This window comes from Pararoseomonas sp. SCSIO 73927, from assembly GCF_037040815.1.
Classification (GTDB): Bacteria; Pseudomonadota; Alphaproteobacteria; order Acetobacterales; family Acetobacteraceae; genus Roseomonas.
Window position 1 is genome coordinate 4347053 of sequence record NZ_CP146232.1, and the last position, 14118, is coordinate 4361170.

Here is a 14118-nt window from a genome sequence, read left to right on the forward strand (position 1 = left end):
GGGAGTTCTCTTCCCTCCGGGGCGGCAGGAAACGTCAGGGTGCGGCGGCAAAGGGCGGCAGGAGGCTGCGATGGGCATGGCTGGGATCGGCGGCGTGGGATGGGCGCGCGGAGGGCAGGGCGCACGCGGCGCGGCGCGCCCGGGCGGGGCCTTCCGCCTGCCGGGGGTGGCGCGTTCGGCGGAGGCGGCCGGGGCGGCTCCCACAGCCGCCGCGGCCCCGATCGGCCTCCTCGCCATGCATGGGGCGGACGAGGCGGCGGAGCGGGACCGGCGCGGTGCCGCCCGTGCGCGGGATCTCCTGAGGGAGCTCTCCGCCCTGCAGGCCGGGCTGCTGCGCGGCACGGTCGATCCGGACGGCCTGGCGCGCATCGCCCTCCTGGCCGAGGGCGAGTCGCCGGAAGACCCCGTGCTCCGGGACGCGCTGACCGGTATCGCTTTGCGCGCCCGGGTGGAGCTGGCGCGGCGTGGCATAATGGTTGCAGGAACGTGAAAAGCCGTGAAGGAAGCCCGTGGCCGCCCGCCCGCCGGGGCGTTCCTCTTGTTTCTCTCCCGGTGCCGTCTGTATACGCGGCTACCTGACCGGCCGGGGGGACCGGAGGGGTCGGGCTAGGCCATCGGGATGCAAGCCATGCTCATCACCCTGCCGCCGGATTACAAGCCCTCGGAAGACGAGGCCTTCATGAACCCCCGGCAGCTCGCCTACTTCAGGCAGAAGCTGCTGCGCTGGCGCGGGGACCTGATCCGCGAGGCCGGCGAGACCCTCTCCTCCATGGGCCAGGGCGGAATCGTCGAGGCCGACCTGACCGACCGGGCCAGCGTCGAGACCGACCGGGCGCTCGAGCTTCGCACCCGCGACCGGGCCCGCAAGCTCATCTCCAAGATCGATCAGGCGCTGGAGCGGGTGGACAACGGCACCTACGGCTACTGCGAGGAGAGCGGCGAGCCCATCGGCCTGCGCCGCCTGGAGGCCCGCCCGATCGCCACCCTCTCCATCGAGGCGCAGGAGCGCCACGAGCGTATGGAGCGCGTCCACCGGGACGACTGAGCCGGAGGGCGATCGGGCCGGCAGGAAGCCCCCGCTCGGCCCATCAAGCCCGCAGCAGCCCGCTCCGCGCCGAAATGGCGCCGCTGCCGGGGAAGGCCGCGTCCACCGCTGCCGGCGGCAGGCCGAGATGATCCCGCAGCAGCCCCTTGGCCACGGCTCGCAGGTCCAGCGTCGGGGCGAGGTCCCGGTTCTCGTGCAGCCGGCCTTCTCCGAGTCCCGGCCAGTCCGCCAGCACGCGCCCGCCCGCCACCGCGCCGCCCAGCAGGAACGCGGCGCCGGCCGTTCCGTGATCCGTGCCGCCATTCCCGTTCACCCGGGCGGTGCGGCCGAACTCCGTCATCACCAGCACGGCCGTGCGGGCCCAGGCCGGGCCCAGCCGCTCTCGCAGCGCGTCCAGCCCGTCATCCAGCTGCGCCAGCGCTCGCCGCAGTCCCTGTACCTGTGCCCGGTGCGTGTCCCAGCCGCCGATCTCCAGCGCCGCCACGCGCGGGCCGCCCGGGGCCGCCATCAGCCGCCCGGCGGCGCCCGCCAACTCCACGAAGCCGTCCCGCTGCTCCGTCGGCGAGAGCACGCCGGCCGTGAAGCCGCGGGCCCGCAGCCCCTCCGCGATGGCGGGGCCGGTCACGGGGTCCGCGTGGTTCAGCTCCATCAGCCGGGCGTAGAGGTCGGGGGCGGGGCGATCCGCGCGGGTGGGGGCGTACATCCCCACCGGCTCCGGCCCGCGCAGGATCAGCGGCAGGTCGTCCCCGACGGCGAAGGCGGCCCGGTTGCCGCCCCTTCCGTGGCCCGGCAGCCCGGCCAGGGCGCGGTTCAGCCACCCGGAGGTCATTCGCTGCGACGCCCCGCTCTCCAGCAGGTCCTGCGCCTCGAAATGGCTGCGCGAGCGGGTGGGCCCGCAGACCGCGTGGATCGGCATGGCCTCGTTCGCGCGGAACATGGCGTGCAGCTTCGGCATGCGCGGGTGCAGCCCGAAGAAGCCGCCGAGGTCGAGCACTCCGCCCTCCTGCCCCGGCTCCGGCAGCGCGATCGGCGCTCGCAGAGCGGTCAGGGCCGGGTCGCCATAGGGCTGCACGGCCGCCATCCCGTCCAGCGCGCCGCGCAGCAGGACGACGACGAGGCGCGCCTCCCCGGCGGGCCCGGCGCCGAGCGCCAGGCGCGCTCCACCCAGCACCGCCCCCGCCGTGAGGCCGAGGAGGAGCCCGCGCCGGCCGAGGAGGGATCCGATCAGGGGAAGGTGCCGCCTCATCGCCGCTGGAACTCCGGGCTGCCGAGAAGGAAGGTGAGGGCCTCGCGGTTCGATCCCGCCCGCAGCACCGCCTCGCGCGTGCTCTCGGAGGCGAGCGGGCCGAGCGCGCGCTCCAGCGCCTCGCGGGCGTCTTGCCGGGCGTAGCCGCCGGTGATCGCGTGCACCCGGTCCAGCCGGAGCATCATCCCTTCCGGATGGACCCAGCCCGCGGCCGTGTCGGGCCAGCCGTTCGGCGCCTCGGACGCCCAGAGCGGCTGCCCGAGAGGGCCGAGCGCCCCGTAGGCGGCGTCCGCCGACTCCGCCCCGGCCCCGAAGGCCCGGTAGGCCGCCACCACCAGCTCCATCGGGGTGCGCAGCTTGGAAAGCGGCGGGTCCCAGGCCTCCGGCAGCGCCACGATCTCCCGCGACACGGCGCCGAGGTCGCCGCCGGTGTCGCGCAGCACGCTGTAGAGCCGCCGCACCGCGGCCGGCGGCGGGTCGTCCGCGACGAAGTGCCGCGCCAGCTTGGCGGCGAGGTGCCGGTGGGTGGCGGGGTGCGCCGCCAGCCAGTCCAGCGCCGCATCGACGGAGGCCGGGCCGGGTGGGAAGGACTGGCCCATCACCACCTTGGTCCCGGGCTGGTGGCTGCCGGGCCGGAACACGGTGGGCTGCGGGTGCGAGCCCCGTCCGACGCCGAGGCCGGTGAGGACGCGGGCGAACTCCGTGACGTCCGCCTGGGTGTAGCCCGCCGCCGGGGAAAGGGTGTGCAGCTCCATCACCTCCCGCGCCAGGTTCTCATTCAGGCCCTGCCCGGTGTGGCGCCCGTACTGGCTGTCGGGCCCGATGGAGGAGGCCTGGTCCAGATACTGCAGCATGGCGGGATGCCGGACCGCCGCCTTCAGCATGGTCCCGAAGCTTGCGGTGACATGCGGCCGGATGGCGCTGCGGACATAGCTGCCGATGAACCCGGCGGCCGTGGCCTTCTTCCGGCTGACGGTGAGGTGGTTGGCCCAGAAGGCCACCAGCCGCTCCCGGAACGGGGTGGGTGTCGCGACCAGCCGGGCGAGGTAGGCCCGCGCCTCCGCCCGGAAGAGCTGGCTCTGCCGGCTGCCCTCGCGCCTGGGGAGCGGGTCGCGCCGGTCCAGCACCGTCAGCCCCATGATCTCGTCGGGGGTCGGGTCCGCCTGCCAGCCCTCGGGCGGCGCCGCCGCGTCGGGCGGGGCGCCGAGCTGGGCGAGGAGCGCGGCGCGCGCCTCCTCCCGCCCGCCGGCCGGGCTAGGGGATTCGGGCCGCGGCCCCAGGCCGAAGCGCAGGGCCGCGACGTGGCCGGAGGCGTTCATGCCGGGGATAGTAGCATGCGCCCGGCGCGGCCTCTCAAGCGCGGCGGCGCTTCGAAGCGTAACGCGCGCATGACCCTTGCGTGCCGGATGCGCGCGGAACGGGCGGGCAATGCTTGCAAATTGCCGCCCGGCAGAGCATGTGTGCGCCCGCAGCAGGGGCGCGGCAGCGGCGCCCGGCGGCATCAGGCAGGCCGGATGAGGCGCGGGCGCGGCAGAACTGCCGGCGGCCCGTGCCATCGCATCCGGCCCGTCCGCCGTGAGGCCAGCAGGCGGAGCCACCCCCGGTGGGACCCCCCTGGAGCCGTTGCAAGCACCCGCGGACATGGGCCATCCCATGCGCCGCAACGACCACGCGGCGCTGCCGCAGAACCACTCTCGCGGCCAGGGGCCGCGACCGACGGAGGCCCAAGTGGCGCGCACCCCTCTCGATCGCATCCGCAACATCGGCATCACCGCGCATATCGACGCGGGCAAGACGACCACGACGGAGCGGATCCTCTACTACACCGGCAAGTCCCATAAGATCGGTGAGGTGCACGAGGGCAACACCACCACCGACTACATGGAGCAGGAGCGCGAGCGCGGCATCACGATCACCTCCGCGGCCGTGACCGCGGAGTGGAACGACCACCGCATTAACGTCATCGACACCCCGGGCCACATCGACTTCAACATCGAGGTCAACCGCTCGCTCCGCGTGCTCGACGGCGCCGTCTTCATCATCGAGGGCGTGGCCGGCGTGCAGCCGCAGTCCGAGACGAACTGGCGCCTGGCGGACCGCTACAACGTTCCCCGCATTATCTTCATCAACAAGCTGGACCGCACGGGCGCCGACTTCTACCGCGCCGCCGCGACCCTGACCGAGAAGCTCGGCATCAACTGGGTGGCCCTGCAGCTCCCGATCGGCATCGAGGACACCCTCAAGGGCATCGTCGACCTCGTCGAGATGAAGGCGCTGATCTGGGAGGGCGACGAGCTGGGCGCCAAGTACCACGAGGCCCCGATCCCCGACGACCTGAAGGAGAAGGCCGCCGAGTACCGCCAGACCCTGCTCGACGCCGTACTCGGCGCCGACGACGCGGCCATGGAGGAGTACTTCGACAAGGGTGACGTCTCCGTCGCCACCCTGAAGCGCGCCATCAAGAAGGGCACGATCTCCGGCGAGTTCCGCCCGGTCTTCTGCGGCTCCGCCTTCAAGAACAAGGGCGTGCAGCCTCTGCTCGACGGCGTGATCGACTACCTGCCCTCCCCGGTGGACATCGAGGGCATCAAGGTGGCGCCGGAGGAGGGCCAGGACGAGACGGCCGATCGCCGCGTCATCCCCGCCGACGAGAACGCGCCCTTCGCCGGGCTGGCGTTCAAGATCATCAACGACAAGTACGGCAACCTGACCTTCGTCCGCGTCTACCGCGGCGTGCTCAAGACGGGTGACACCGTCCTGAACACGACCAAGGAGGGCAAGGAGCGCGTCGGCCGCATGTTCCAGATGCACGCCGACAAGCGCGAGGAGATCAAGGAGGTCTCCGCCGGCGACATCGCGGCCTTCGTGGGGCTGAAGGACACCGGCACGGGCGACACGCTGGCCTCCTCCGAGGACCCGGTGGTGCTCGAGCGCATGGCCTTCCCGGTGCCGGTGATCGACATCTCCGTGGAGCCGAAGACGAAGGAGGGCATCGAGAAGATGACCCTCGGGCTGCAGAAGCTGGCTGGCGAGGACCCCTCGCTGCGCCTGAAGACCGACCAGGAGACCGGCCAGACCATCCTGTCCGGCATGGGCGAGCTGCACCTCGAGATCATCATCGACCGCCTCCGCCGCGAGTACGGCGTGGACGCCAACATCGGCGCCCCGCAGGTGGCCTATCGCGAGACCATCACCAAGCCGCACACCGAGACCTACACCCACAAGAAGCAGTCGGGTGGCTCGGGCCAGTACGCCGAGGTGAAGGTCGTCTTCGAGCCGAAGGAGCGGAACACGGGCGTCGAGTTCGTGAACGCCACCGCCGGCGGCTCGGTGCCGAAGGAGTACATCCCGGCGGTCGAGAAGGGCATCAAGGTCCAGGCCGACACGGGCGTGCTGGCCGGCTTCCCGACGGTGGACTTCAAGTACAGCCTCGTGGACGGCAAGTACCACGACGTCGACTCCTCGGCCCTGGCCTTCGAGATCGCCGCCAAGGCCTGCTTCCGCGAGGGCATGAAGAAGGCCGGCCCGGTGATCCTGGAGCCGATCATGGACGTGGAGGTGACCACACCCGCGGACCATGTGGGCGACGTCGTGGGCGACCTGAACCGCCGCCGCGGCGTGATCCAGAGCCAGGACATGGCCTCCACCTCGGTCATCATCCGGGCCCACGTCCCGCTGAAGGAGATGTTCGGCTACATCTCCAACCTGCGCGGCATGACGAAGGGGCGCGCCTCCTTCTCCATGCAGTTCCACCACTACGATCCGGTGCCGCGCAACGTGGCGGACGAGATCATGAAGGCTTCGGCCTGATCCATCCCGGCCCTGCCCCCAGGCAACTGACGGGGCAGGGCCGGACCCTTTCCGGACGGCGCGGGCGAGGGATCGCCCGCGCCGTTCGTCTTTTCAGCGCCGAAGGTGGTGCAGCCCCGTGGCGTCCAGCACGATCACCCCGTCCGCCACCCGGGTGGCCACGTAGCGCAGCCGGGCGGAGCCCCGGTCCTTCCGGGCGCGGGAGGTCTTCACCTCCACCACCTCCACCGTCACCAGCACCTCCTCGTCCGGTCGCAGCGCGGCGGGCCAGCGCACGTCCATGGCGGAGCCGGCGAGGCTGATGTCCCGCAGAAGGGGGCCGGACATCAGCATCCCGAAGCAGGCGGAGAGGGTGTGCAGCCCCGCCGCAACCACCGTGCCGAAGATGGAGTCCCGCGCCGCCTCCTCGTCCAGGTGAAACGGCTGGGGATCGTAGCGCGAGGCGAAGTCCCGGATCTCCTCCAGCGAGAGGGAGAGGTGGCCCAGCTCGTAGCGGTCGCCGGGGTGCAGCTCGTCCAGGGAACGGAGGCGGGGAGGGCTCATCCCACTCCTCTAATCCCCCCGGAGCGCCCCTTGAAGCCGGGGACAGGTGCGGCAACATGGATCCCATGACCCAGGCTCCGCACCGGCCCCCGGTTCTCGACATGACCCCGGAGGGCGATTTCCGGGACGCCCCGCAGGCCGTGCCGCGCGCGGGCTGGCTGGACCGCACCCTGCTGCGGCTCGGCGGCTTCGCCGTCCTCGCCGCGGTGGTGGCGGGCGGCCTCGTGCTCGCGGCTTCCGCCGTGCTGCTGCTCGGCCTGCTGATCCCCGTGGTGATCGTGGCGGGGCTGGTCGGCTTCGTCACGCTCTGGTGGCGCGCGCGGCGCGGCGGCCGGCCGGGTGGCCGCCCGGGCATGCCGGCCTTCGTCATCATCCGCCGCTAGGGCTTGGCGGCGTCTCGCCCGGAAGGATTCGGCGGTTTCACGCCCGATCCGGGGCGCCTCTACGAGGTGGGGCGGGATGGCCGCCCCTACACAAGCGACCCGCTCCCGCCCGGTGCCCTCGAGGCACTGGAGGCGCATGTCCGGCGCTGGTGGGTTGCCGCCGTGATGGCCAATGCGGCCGCCGCCGGGTTCGCTGCCTCCGCGGCGATCCTGGCCCCCCGCGGTTTCGCGGCCTGGGCGGGCATCCTGCCGATTCTGACAGCCCCCTTGCTGCTCATCCCCTCGGTCCTGCGGCGCCGGGGGCTCCGCACCCGTCGCCGCATCCATCGCTCGCGCCCAGAGGATTTCCCGCCGCCGCGCGATGGGCCGCCCGATCGCGGCTGAGGGGCCTGACGCGCCCGGGCCGCACCCTTGCCCCCTGGCATCCCAGCCGCTTGCTGCCCGGCAGCAGGCGTGAAAGCCTTCCACCACCGGTCCCAAGAGCCGGCGGAGGAAGACGCTCATGGAACGCCGATCCCTTGGCCAGGGCCTCGCTGCCCTCGCGCTCGCCCAGGCGATCGCCCCGGAACTGGCTGCCCAATCCGGCGGCGGGGAGGGCTGGGTGACAAGCTGGGCAGGCCCGGTGCAGGGCCCCTATCCCGTCGGGAACCCCTCCGCACAGCCTGACCAGTCCTTCATCTTTCCCAATCCCGCCGAGGGGGCCCGTGACCAGACCCTGCGGCTGGTGGTGCGGCCCTCGATCTGGGGGCGCAGGGCGCGGCTGCGCTTCTCCAACGCCTTCGGAACGCGCCCGCTGGTGCTGGACGGGGTTCATGTGGGGCTTCAGCTCGGCGGGGCGGCCCTCCTGCCTGGCAGCAACCGCCCAGTCCGCTTCGGCGGGACCGATGGGGTGACGGTTCCGCCGGGGGGCCAGGCCTGGTCCGATCCGGTGGACCTTCCCTTCGCCGCGGAACCTGACTCGCCGCTGCTGATGGGGCGAAAGCTCGCCGTGTCCTTCCACGTCGCGACGGCGAGCGGGCCGATGACCTGGCATGCCAAGGCCTTGCAGACCTCCTACGCCACCGGGCCGGGCACCGGGTCGAAGGGCGCCGAGGAAGGCGAGGGGAGCTTTCCCTTCCCGACAGCCTCCTGGTTCTTCCTGGACGCGGTGGACATGGCGGCGCCGGCCGGCACGCCGGTCATCGTCGGGTTCGGGGACTCCATCACGGACGGGACGGCCTCCACCATGAACGGGGACGACCGCTGGCCCGACGTGCTCGCGCGCCGTTTGAACGCGACGATGGGCAACCGCGTCGCCGTGGTGAACTCGGGTATCGGCGGCAACCAGGTGGTCGGGCCGGCCCAGTACGGGCCGGAACGGCCCTTTCCCGGCGGTCCCTCGGCACTGGCGCGGCTGGAGCGGGACGTGATCTCCCTCTCCGGCGTCACGACGGTGGTGTGGCTGGAGGGAACGAACGACTTCAGCCGCAACGGGAATGCGAGCTTCGAGGCCGTCCGGGACGGGATGAGGGAGGGCGTGCGACGCCTGCGGGAGCGCATTCCCGGCCTGCGCGTCGTCGGCGCGACCGTCACCTCGGCGCTCGGCAGCACCAGCGCGGCCCATGGCCATGCCGAGCAGGACGAGAAGCGGAAGGCGCTGAACGCCTTCATACGCGAGGGCGGGCTGTTCGACGCGGTGGTGGACTTCGACCGGGCGACACTCGACCCGGGAACCGGTGGGCTGAAGCGAGAGATGGTGCCGGACAGCACCACGGGCGGGCCGGGCGACAAGCTGCACCCCAACCGCGCGGGCTATCTCGCCATGGGCTACGCCATCGAGCCTGCGGCCGTGCTGCCAGTACGGCGGTGACCTTCACCCGATAGGGGAACCCGGGAAAGGTTCCCCCACCGATTGTTCAGGCGGCGCGGCTGACCGCGCCCACATCGGCGCGCTTGTCGAGGCGGGCCACGCGGGAGAGCAGGTAGTCCACCTCGGCCCGCGCCCTCGCCGAAAGCCCCACGCCCGGCCGGCGCTGGGCGTCGCTGGCCAGCACGCCCCGGCGCATCAGCACGTACTTGCGGACGGCCAGGCCCGTCGGCCCCTGCTGCTGCTCATAGCGGAGCAAGGGGAGGTGGGCGTCGAACAGGTCATGTGCCTCGTCCCGCTTTCCCTCGGCCTGGAGGCGGACGAGGTCGGACAGCATGTCGGGAAAGGCGTAGCCGGTCATGGCGCCGTCCGCGCCGCGCTCACACTCGAAGTCGATGAACAGCCCGCCATTCCCGCAGAGGATGGAGATGTGCTTCATCGACCCGTCGGCCTCGAAGCCGCGCAGGGCGGAGATCTTCTCCAGCCCCGGCCAGTCCTCGTGCTTCACCATCACGCAGTTCGGGCTGGCCTGCACAATCCGGCGGATCACGCCGGGGGTCATCACCACGCTGAAGGTCTGCGGGAAGTCCTGGACCACGAAGGGCACCTCCGCCCCGATCGCCTCGGCCGCCTGGGCGTAGTAGCCCACGATCTGGTCGTCCGTCCGTAGGGTGTTCGGGGGCGCGATCATCACCCCTGCCGCGCCGGCGTCCATCACCGCCTTAGTGAGGGAGGTCATGGCGGCGAAGCCCGGGGCGGAGACGCCGACGATCACCGGGATGCCCGCCCGCTTGATCATGCGGGAAGCCAGGGAGACGCTCTCCGCCATGTCGAGCTTCGGGGCCTCGCCCATGACGCCGAGGACGGTGATGCCGGTGCACCCGCTCTCGACGCAGAAGTCGGTGTAACGGTCGTTGGAGGCCTCATCGAGCCGCCCGTCCTCGTGGAAGGCCGTCGGGGCGATGGCGTAAACGCCCTTCGCCTGCGTGAGATCGAGGGCCATCACGGCTGCTCCTTCTTCCAGGCCTCGTAGCGGGCCTTGTTCTCGGCGTTCGGCGGGTACAGGCCGGGGAGGGAGGCGCCGCCATCCACCTCACCCATGATCCAGTTCTCCTGCCGCTCCTGCTCCACCGCGTCGGCCGTCACCGCCTCCAGCAGGTCCTGCGGGATCAGCACGGCGCCGTCCTGGTCCACCACCACCACGTCGCCGGGGAAGACGGCCACGCCGCCGCAGCCGATCGGCTGGTCCCAGGCGACAAAGGTCAGCCCGGCGACGGAGGGCGGGGCCGCCGCGCCCTGGCACCACACCGGAAGGCCGGTGCCGAGCACCCCGGCCAAGTCCCGCACCACACCGTCCGTGATAAGGGCGGCCACGCCGCGCTTGGCCATGCGGGCGCAGAGAATGTCGCCGAAAATCCCGGCGTCGGTGCAGCCCATGGCGTCCACCACGGCGATGCAACCCTCCGGCATCGCCTCGATCGCGGCGCGGGTGGAGATGGGGTTCGACCAGGAAGCGGGGGTCGCCAGATCCTCCCGCGCGGGGACGAAGCGGAGGGTGAAGGCGCGGCCGACAAGGCGGGGCTGGCCCTCCCGAATGGGCCGGGTGCCGCGCATCCAGACGTTGCGCAGGCCCTTCTTCAGCAGCACCGTCGTGAGCGTGGCGGTGGAGACGCCTTCCAGCGCCGCCTTGATCTGGGGGTCGAGGGTCAAGCGGGTCTCCTGCCTTGGTGCTGTACCCACCGGGATTCGCGCGGAGGCGGGGGCGCGTCAAGCGGCGCGGAAAAGGTTGCGGGGCGGGGTTGGTAAGGGTGCCGCGCCGCACCATCTGCCGCGGCATGATCGGCACCCGTTGTCTTGTCGGCCTCGGCCTGGGCGCGTTCCTGGCCGGGCCGGTCCTGTGGCCGGAAGCGGCTCAGGCGCAGGAGAGGCGCTTCTTCCAGGTAACGCCGGGCCCGCGAAGCGAGCCGCCGCGCCTGGACACCAGCCTCGGCAACGGCGGGGGCCGGCTGCAGCAGGTGATGGTCATGGACCGCGCCTCCATCAATCGCTGGCTCTGCCCGAATGGCGGCACCCCCGTCCGCGGCCGTCCCGGCCGGTGCGATGGCCGGGGCGTGGCGCGCGGGAGCGGGGCCGGCGCTGCTTCGGACGTGGCCGGGTGGCACACGGATCTCGCTCCGGCGAGCCACAAGCAGCTCGCCTGCCCGACCGGCACCGTGCCCACTCCGGCCCGTTTCAACCCGGGGACGGTGCGCTGCATGCCCGGCGGCCCGGCGGAGGCGACGGCGCCGGGCGGGGCCGGCCGGCCGGCCGAGCCCGCCGGGGCGGCGCAGGCCGCGGCACCGGCAGTCACCCCGCACGCGGCTACCCCCCAGGCGGCGACCCCGGCAGCAACCCCGGTCACGGCCACGGCGTCCGCCCCGGCCGCTCCCGCGGCGCCGCCCGCCTCTCCCCAGGCCACGGCGTCGCAAGTTCCGGCGGCTCCTTCCGGGTCCTAAGAGGCGGTAACCCGAAAGAACGGCACCGAACCGCCCCGACCGGGGCGGTTCACGTCGCGGCCGCGCCTCACTCCTCGATCGGTCGTGCGCTCGGTCGTGCGCTCGGTCGTGCCCCGGGCAGGCTTGGCTCTCTCCGGAACACTTGCCGCACCCCCCACCATGCCGCAGAGAGACCCGCGGCCGCGAGGCCAGCCACCAGAACCCACACGGCCGGGCGGATCTCGAACTCCAGGTCGAAATTGGCCCAGAAGATCTCCGCCGCCGGCAGATTGGTGGCCAGCGCGTACCAGAGATACTCCAGCCCCGCCGCTCCGGCCGCCGCCGCCGGGGCGATCGCGAAGAAGGGCCAGGGAAGGCCTCGCCAGCGCGCGGGCAGAACGCGCCAGAGCAGCAGAAACAGGAACAGGCCGGTCATCAGCACCGGCTCCGACACGTTGATCTTCGACTGCAGGTAGAAGTGCAGGATTCCCAGGGCGGTGAGCGGGTAGACCAGCTTGTGCAGCGGCTTCCACTCCCTGCCCAGCCGCCGCAGGGATGAGTCGGTGGAGGTCCAGCCCAGCACGGCCAGCCCGATCAGGGCCGTGAAGCCGATGGACAGGTAGGGGCGCCGCACGGTCTCCAGGAGCACGTGCCAGAGGCGGAAATGCTCGTTCCCGATGTAGAGCGCGAGATGGGCGAGACCGTAGGCGAGCGCCGCCAGACCGAGCATCCGCCGCACCTGCATCGCGCGCGGCCAGTCCAGCACCCAGCGGGCCGGGGTGACGACGAGGCTGATCAGGAGGAGACGGATGCACCAGTCGCCCGTCTCATGCGTCGCCAGCTTCAGCGGCTCCGGCCCCATGGCGTCGCTGCCCCAGAGCCAAGCCAGCCACAGGGCCGGCGCCAGGCAGCCCAGCAGCACCGCTGCCTTGAACGGGGAGAAGCGCCCGCCCCGGTCCAGCCAGGGCCAGGGGCCCGGCTTGGGCGGTGGCGGGCCATCCCGGCGGGCGCGGCGCGGCCGGGCGGCGGCGGGGGAAGGGAGGGCCGCGTCGCTCACATCGGGGGAACCACGCCGTCACGGGACACGGTGACCCGGGCGACGTTCAGGGTGCCGTCCGCCGCCGGCACGGCGGTCAGGAACACCTGGGCGCCGGGCTTCAGGTCCTCCGCCGCGGCGGGGATCAGCGTCACCACCGGCACGTCCGGCGGCACCAGTACCTTCACCTGCTGTCCACGGGCGGTCAGCGTCAGGCTGCGGCCGTCATTCCCCTCCACCGCCGAATCCACCGTGGCATTGGTCATGGAGGATGAAGGGGTAAGGTCCCAGGCGAAGTGCCCCTCGCCGGTGCCGCGCATCGCCTCGGGGAAGACCAGTACCTCCAGCGCGCGCCAAACGCCGTCCGGCCCGGGCTCGGCCGCGGTGCCGATGAAACTCCCGGGCGCGACGTCCGAAAGGCTCAGCCGCCGCAGCGCCGAGACCCCGAGGTTGTCGCCCAGGCGCAGGTTCACCATGGGCCCCTCCCGCGTCGCCACCACCATCTCCCGCCCGCTGACGGACTGGATGATGCCGCGGATCCGGCGCGGCGGCGCCGCCTGTGCCGCCGTTCCCTGGGCCAGTGCTGGCAGGGCGCCCAGGAAAGGTAGGCCTGCCATGGCCAACAACATGCCGCGACGCATCATGGAACGCTCCGGTGTGTCACAGATTAACGTGGAAGGCGGCGTATCGGGTGCAAGCCCCGCTTCCCGCCGAAGATGGGCCGTGCCAAAGCCTGGACATGCGCATCCACGTCCAGAACCCCGCCAACGATCCCCACTTCTCGGTGACCGAGGCGCAGTGGAGCGCGGCCCTCGCCCGCGCGCCGGACATGGCGGGGCTGGAGGTCTCCTTCGCCAGTGATGAGGAGGGGCTGACCCGCGCCCTGCCCGAGGCGGAGGTGCTGCTGACCTGGGTGCGCCCGCTGCGCCAGCGCTTCCCCGTGGGCGCCCTGCCCGGGGTGGCGCCAAGGCTGAAGGTCATCGCCTGCACCTCCGCCGGGGTGGACAGCGCGGCCCCCTTCGACTGGCTGCCGGATTCCATCGCCCTGCTGAACAACAGCGGCACCCACGCGGACAAGGCCGGCGAGTTCGGGATCATGGCGATCCTGATGCTGAACACGGGGATGCCGGCCTTCGCGGACGCGCAGCGGCGCGGCGAGTGGAAGCCGATCTTCTCCTCCACCCTGGCGGGGCGGCGGGTGGTCATCGTCGGGATGGGATCGCTCGGTGGCGGCGTCGCCCGGCGGGCGCGGGCCTTCGGGATGCACGTGGTCGGCGTGCGGAACGGTCCCGAGCCCCACCCCGACTGCGACGAGACCCACGCGACGGAGGCGCTGGATGCCCTGCTGCCCCAGGCCGAGTTCCTGGTGCTGGCCTGCCCGCTGACGGACCGCACCCGCAACCTCCTCTCCCGCGAGCGGATCGCGAGGCTGCCGCGCGGCGCCGGAATCGTGAACATCGCCCGCGGCGCCGTGTGGGATCAGGACGCGGCCTGCGACGCGCTGGAGGCCGGGCACCTCGGCGGCTGCGTGACCGATGTGGCCGTGCCGGAACCACTGCCCGCCGACAGCCGCCTCTGGCGCACGCCGGGGATGGTGGTCACGCCCCACGTCTCGGCGGACGACCGGGCGCGCTACAACGACCGCACGCTGGACATCCTGTTCGAGAACATCCGCGCGCTGCGGGAGGGACGCTCGCTGCCGAATCGCATCGATCCTGCAAAGGGTTATTAGCGG

Annotated in this window: 15 protein-coding genes; 8 read left to right on the forward strand and 7 right to left on the reverse strand. The window is 72.4% G+C overall.

Annotation, left to right across the window (positions count from 1 at the left end):
- Positions 1-76 precede the first annotated feature (76 nt).
- Complete coding sequence (locus VQH23_RS20500) at positions 77-490, forward strand: flagellar assembly protein FliX (protein ID WP_338662524.1); 414 nt, start codon at positions 77-79, stop codon at positions 488-490.
- Between the two features lie 138 nt (positions 491-628).
- Positions 629-1045: an RNA polymerase-binding protein DksA gene (gene dksA / locus VQH23_RS20505; RefSeq protein WP_338666134.1), complete on the forward strand. Its 417-nt coding sequence runs from the start codon at positions 629-631 to the stop codon at positions 1043-1045.
- Between the two features lie 43 nt (positions 1046-1088).
- On the opposite strand, the gene VQH23_RS20510 is transcribed toward dksA, so the two are convergent.
- Both VQH23_RS20510 and VQH23_RS20515 read right to left on the reverse strand, forming a co-directional pair.
- Positions 1089-2291, reverse strand: coding sequence for a DUF1501 domain-containing protein (locus VQH23_RS20510; protein ID WP_338662525.1), 1203 nt, complete (start codon positions 2289-2291; stop codon positions 1089-1091).
- Positions 2288-3610, reverse strand: a complete 1323-nt coding sequence (locus VQH23_RS20515; RefSeq protein ID WP_338662526.1) for a DUF1800 domain-containing protein — start codon at positions 3608-3610, stop codon at positions 2288-2290. The genes VQH23_RS20510 and VQH23_RS20515 overlap by 4 nt, the downstream gene beginning before the upstream one ends.
- A 334-nt stretch (positions 3611-3944) precedes the next feature.
- Between VQH23_RS20515 and fusA the strand changes: the two genes are divergently transcribed.
- The gene (gene fusA / locus VQH23_RS20520; protein ID WP_408904349.1) at positions 3945-6101 is read left to right on the forward strand and encodes an elongation factor G; all 2157 of its coding nucleotides are present in this window, start codon (positions 3945-3947) and stop codon (positions 6099-6101) included.
- Positions 6102-6194: 93 nt separating this feature from the next.
- On the opposite strand, the gene VQH23_RS20525 is transcribed toward fusA, so the two are convergent.
- Positions 6195-6644: a MaoC/PaaZ C-terminal domain-containing protein gene (locus VQH23_RS20525; RefSeq protein ID WP_338662527.1), complete on the reverse strand. Its 450-nt coding sequence runs from the start codon at positions 6642-6644 to the stop codon at positions 6195-6197.
- A gap of 65 nt (positions 6645-6709) precedes the next feature.
- Between VQH23_RS20525 and VQH23_RS20530 the strand changes: the two genes are divergently transcribed.
- The 3 genes from VQH23_RS20530 (at position 6710) to VQH23_RS20540 (ending at position 8876) form a co-directional block, all read left to right on the forward strand.
- On the forward strand, positions 6710-7027 hold the full coding sequence (locus VQH23_RS20530; RefSeq protein WP_338662528.1) for a hypothetical protein: 318 nt from the start codon (positions 6710-6712) through the stop codon (positions 7025-7027).
- Positions 7028-7030: 3 nt separating this feature from the next.
- The gene (locus VQH23_RS20535; protein ID WP_338662529.1) at positions 7031-7411 is read left to right on the forward strand and encodes a hypothetical protein; all 381 of its coding nucleotides are present in this window, start codon (positions 7031-7033) and stop codon (positions 7409-7411) included.
- 118 nt (positions 7412-7529) lie between these two features.
- Entirely contained in the window at positions 7530-8876 is a 1347-nt protein-coding gene (locus VQH23_RS20540) for a GDSL-type esterase/lipase family protein (RefSeq protein ID WP_338662530.1), read from the forward strand.
- A gap of 46 nt (positions 8877-8922) precedes the next feature.
- Here the strand turns inward: VQH23_RS20540 and VQH23_RS20545 are convergent, their stop codons facing one another.
- On the reverse strand, positions 8923-9876 hold the full coding sequence (locus VQH23_RS20545) for a dihydrodipicolinate synthase family protein (RefSeq protein WP_338662531.1): 954 nt from the start codon (positions 9874-9876) through the stop codon (positions 8923-8925).
- Entirely contained in the window at positions 9876-10583 is a 708-nt protein-coding gene (locus VQH23_RS20550) for a ribonuclease activity regulator RraA (protein WP_338662532.1), read from the reverse strand. The genes VQH23_RS20545 and VQH23_RS20550 overlap by 1 nt, the downstream gene beginning before the upstream one ends.
- A 125-nt stretch (positions 10584-10708) precedes the next feature.
- Between VQH23_RS20550 and VQH23_RS20555 the strand changes: the two genes are divergently transcribed.
- The gene (locus tag VQH23_RS20555) at positions 10709-11368 is read left to right on the forward strand and encodes a hypothetical protein (RefSeq protein ID WP_338662533.1); all 660 of its coding nucleotides are present in this window, start codon (positions 10709-10711) and stop codon (positions 11366-11368) included.
- A 67-nt stretch (positions 11369-11435) separates the two neighbouring features.
- On the opposite strand, the gene VQH23_RS20560 is transcribed toward VQH23_RS20555, so the two are convergent.
- Together VQH23_RS20560 and VQH23_RS20565 are read right to left on the reverse strand one after the other, a co-directional pair.
- Entirely contained in the window at positions 11436-12404 is a 969-nt protein-coding gene (locus VQH23_RS20560; RefSeq protein WP_338662534.1) for a protein-methionine-sulfoxide reductase heme-binding subunit MsrQ, read from the reverse strand.
- Positions 12401-13000 carry a hypothetical protein gene (locus VQH23_RS20565; protein WP_338662535.1) on the reverse strand — a complete coding sequence of 200 codons (600 nt, stop codon included), beginning with the start codon at positions 12998-13000 and terminating at the stop codon, positions 12401-12403. Before VQH23_RS20565 ends, VQH23_RS20560 begins: the two co-directional genes overlap by 4 nt.
- Before the next feature lie 122 nt (positions 13001-13122).
- On the opposite strand from VQH23_RS20565, the gene VQH23_RS20570 reads away from it, so the two are divergent.
- Complete coding sequence (locus VQH23_RS20570; RefSeq protein WP_338662536.1) at positions 13123-14115, forward strand: D-2-hydroxyacid dehydrogenase; 993 nt, start codon at positions 13123-13125, stop codon at positions 14113-14115.
- The last annotated feature ends 3 nt before the right edge of the window (positions 14116-14118 follow it).

What these genes read in the sequence shown, in the direction of transcription:
- VQH23_RS20500 (WP_338662524.1), top strand. Translation starts at nt 77, where the DNA reads ATGGCTGGGATCGGCGGCGTGGGATGGGCGCGCGGAGGGCAGGGCGCA.
- dksA (WP_338666134.1), top strand. Translation starts at nt 629, where the DNA reads ATGCTCATCACCCTGCCGCCGGATTACAAGCCCTCGGAAGACGAGGCC.
- VQH23_RS20510 (WP_338662525.1), bottom strand. Translation starts at nt 2,291, where the DNA reads ATGAGGCGGCACCTTCCCCTGATCGGATCCCTCCTCGGCCGGCGCGGG.
- VQH23_RS20515 (WP_338662526.1), bottom strand. Translation starts at nt 3,610, where the DNA reads ATGAACGCCTCCGGCCACGTCGCGGCCCTGCGCTTCGGCCTGGGGCCG.
- fusA (WP_408904349.1), top strand. Translation starts at nt 3,945, where the DNA reads ATGCGCCGCAACGACCACGCGGCGCTGCCGCAGAACCACTCTCGCGGC.
- VQH23_RS20525 (WP_338662527.1), bottom strand. Translation starts at nt 6,644, where the DNA reads ATGAGCCCTCCCCGCCTCCGTTCCCTGGACGAGCTGCACCCCGGCGAC.
- VQH23_RS20530 (WP_338662528.1), top strand. Translation starts at nt 6,710, where the DNA reads ATGACCCAGGCTCCGCACCGGCCCCCGGTTCTCGACATGACCCCGGAG.
- VQH23_RS20540 (WP_338662530.1), top strand. Translation starts at nt 7,530, where the DNA reads ATGGAACGCCGATCCCTTGGCCAGGGCCTCGCTGCCCTCGCGCTCGCC.
- VQH23_RS20545 (WP_338662531.1), bottom strand. Translation starts at nt 9,876, where the DNA reads ATGGCCCTCGATCTCACGCAGGCGAAGGGCGTTTACGCCATCGCCCCG.
- VQH23_RS20555 (WP_338662533.1), top strand. Translation starts at nt 10,709, where the DNA reads ATGATCGGCACCCGTTGTCTTGTCGGCCTCGGCCTGGGCGCGTTCCTG.
- VQH23_RS20565 (WP_338662535.1), bottom strand. Translation starts at nt 13,000, where the DNA reads ATGGCAGGCCTACCTTTCCTGGGCGCCCTGCCAGCACTGGCCCAGGGA.
- VQH23_RS20570 (WP_338662536.1), top strand. Translation starts at nt 13,123, where the DNA reads ATGCGCATCCACGTCCAGAACCCCGCCAACGATCCCCACTTCTCGGTG.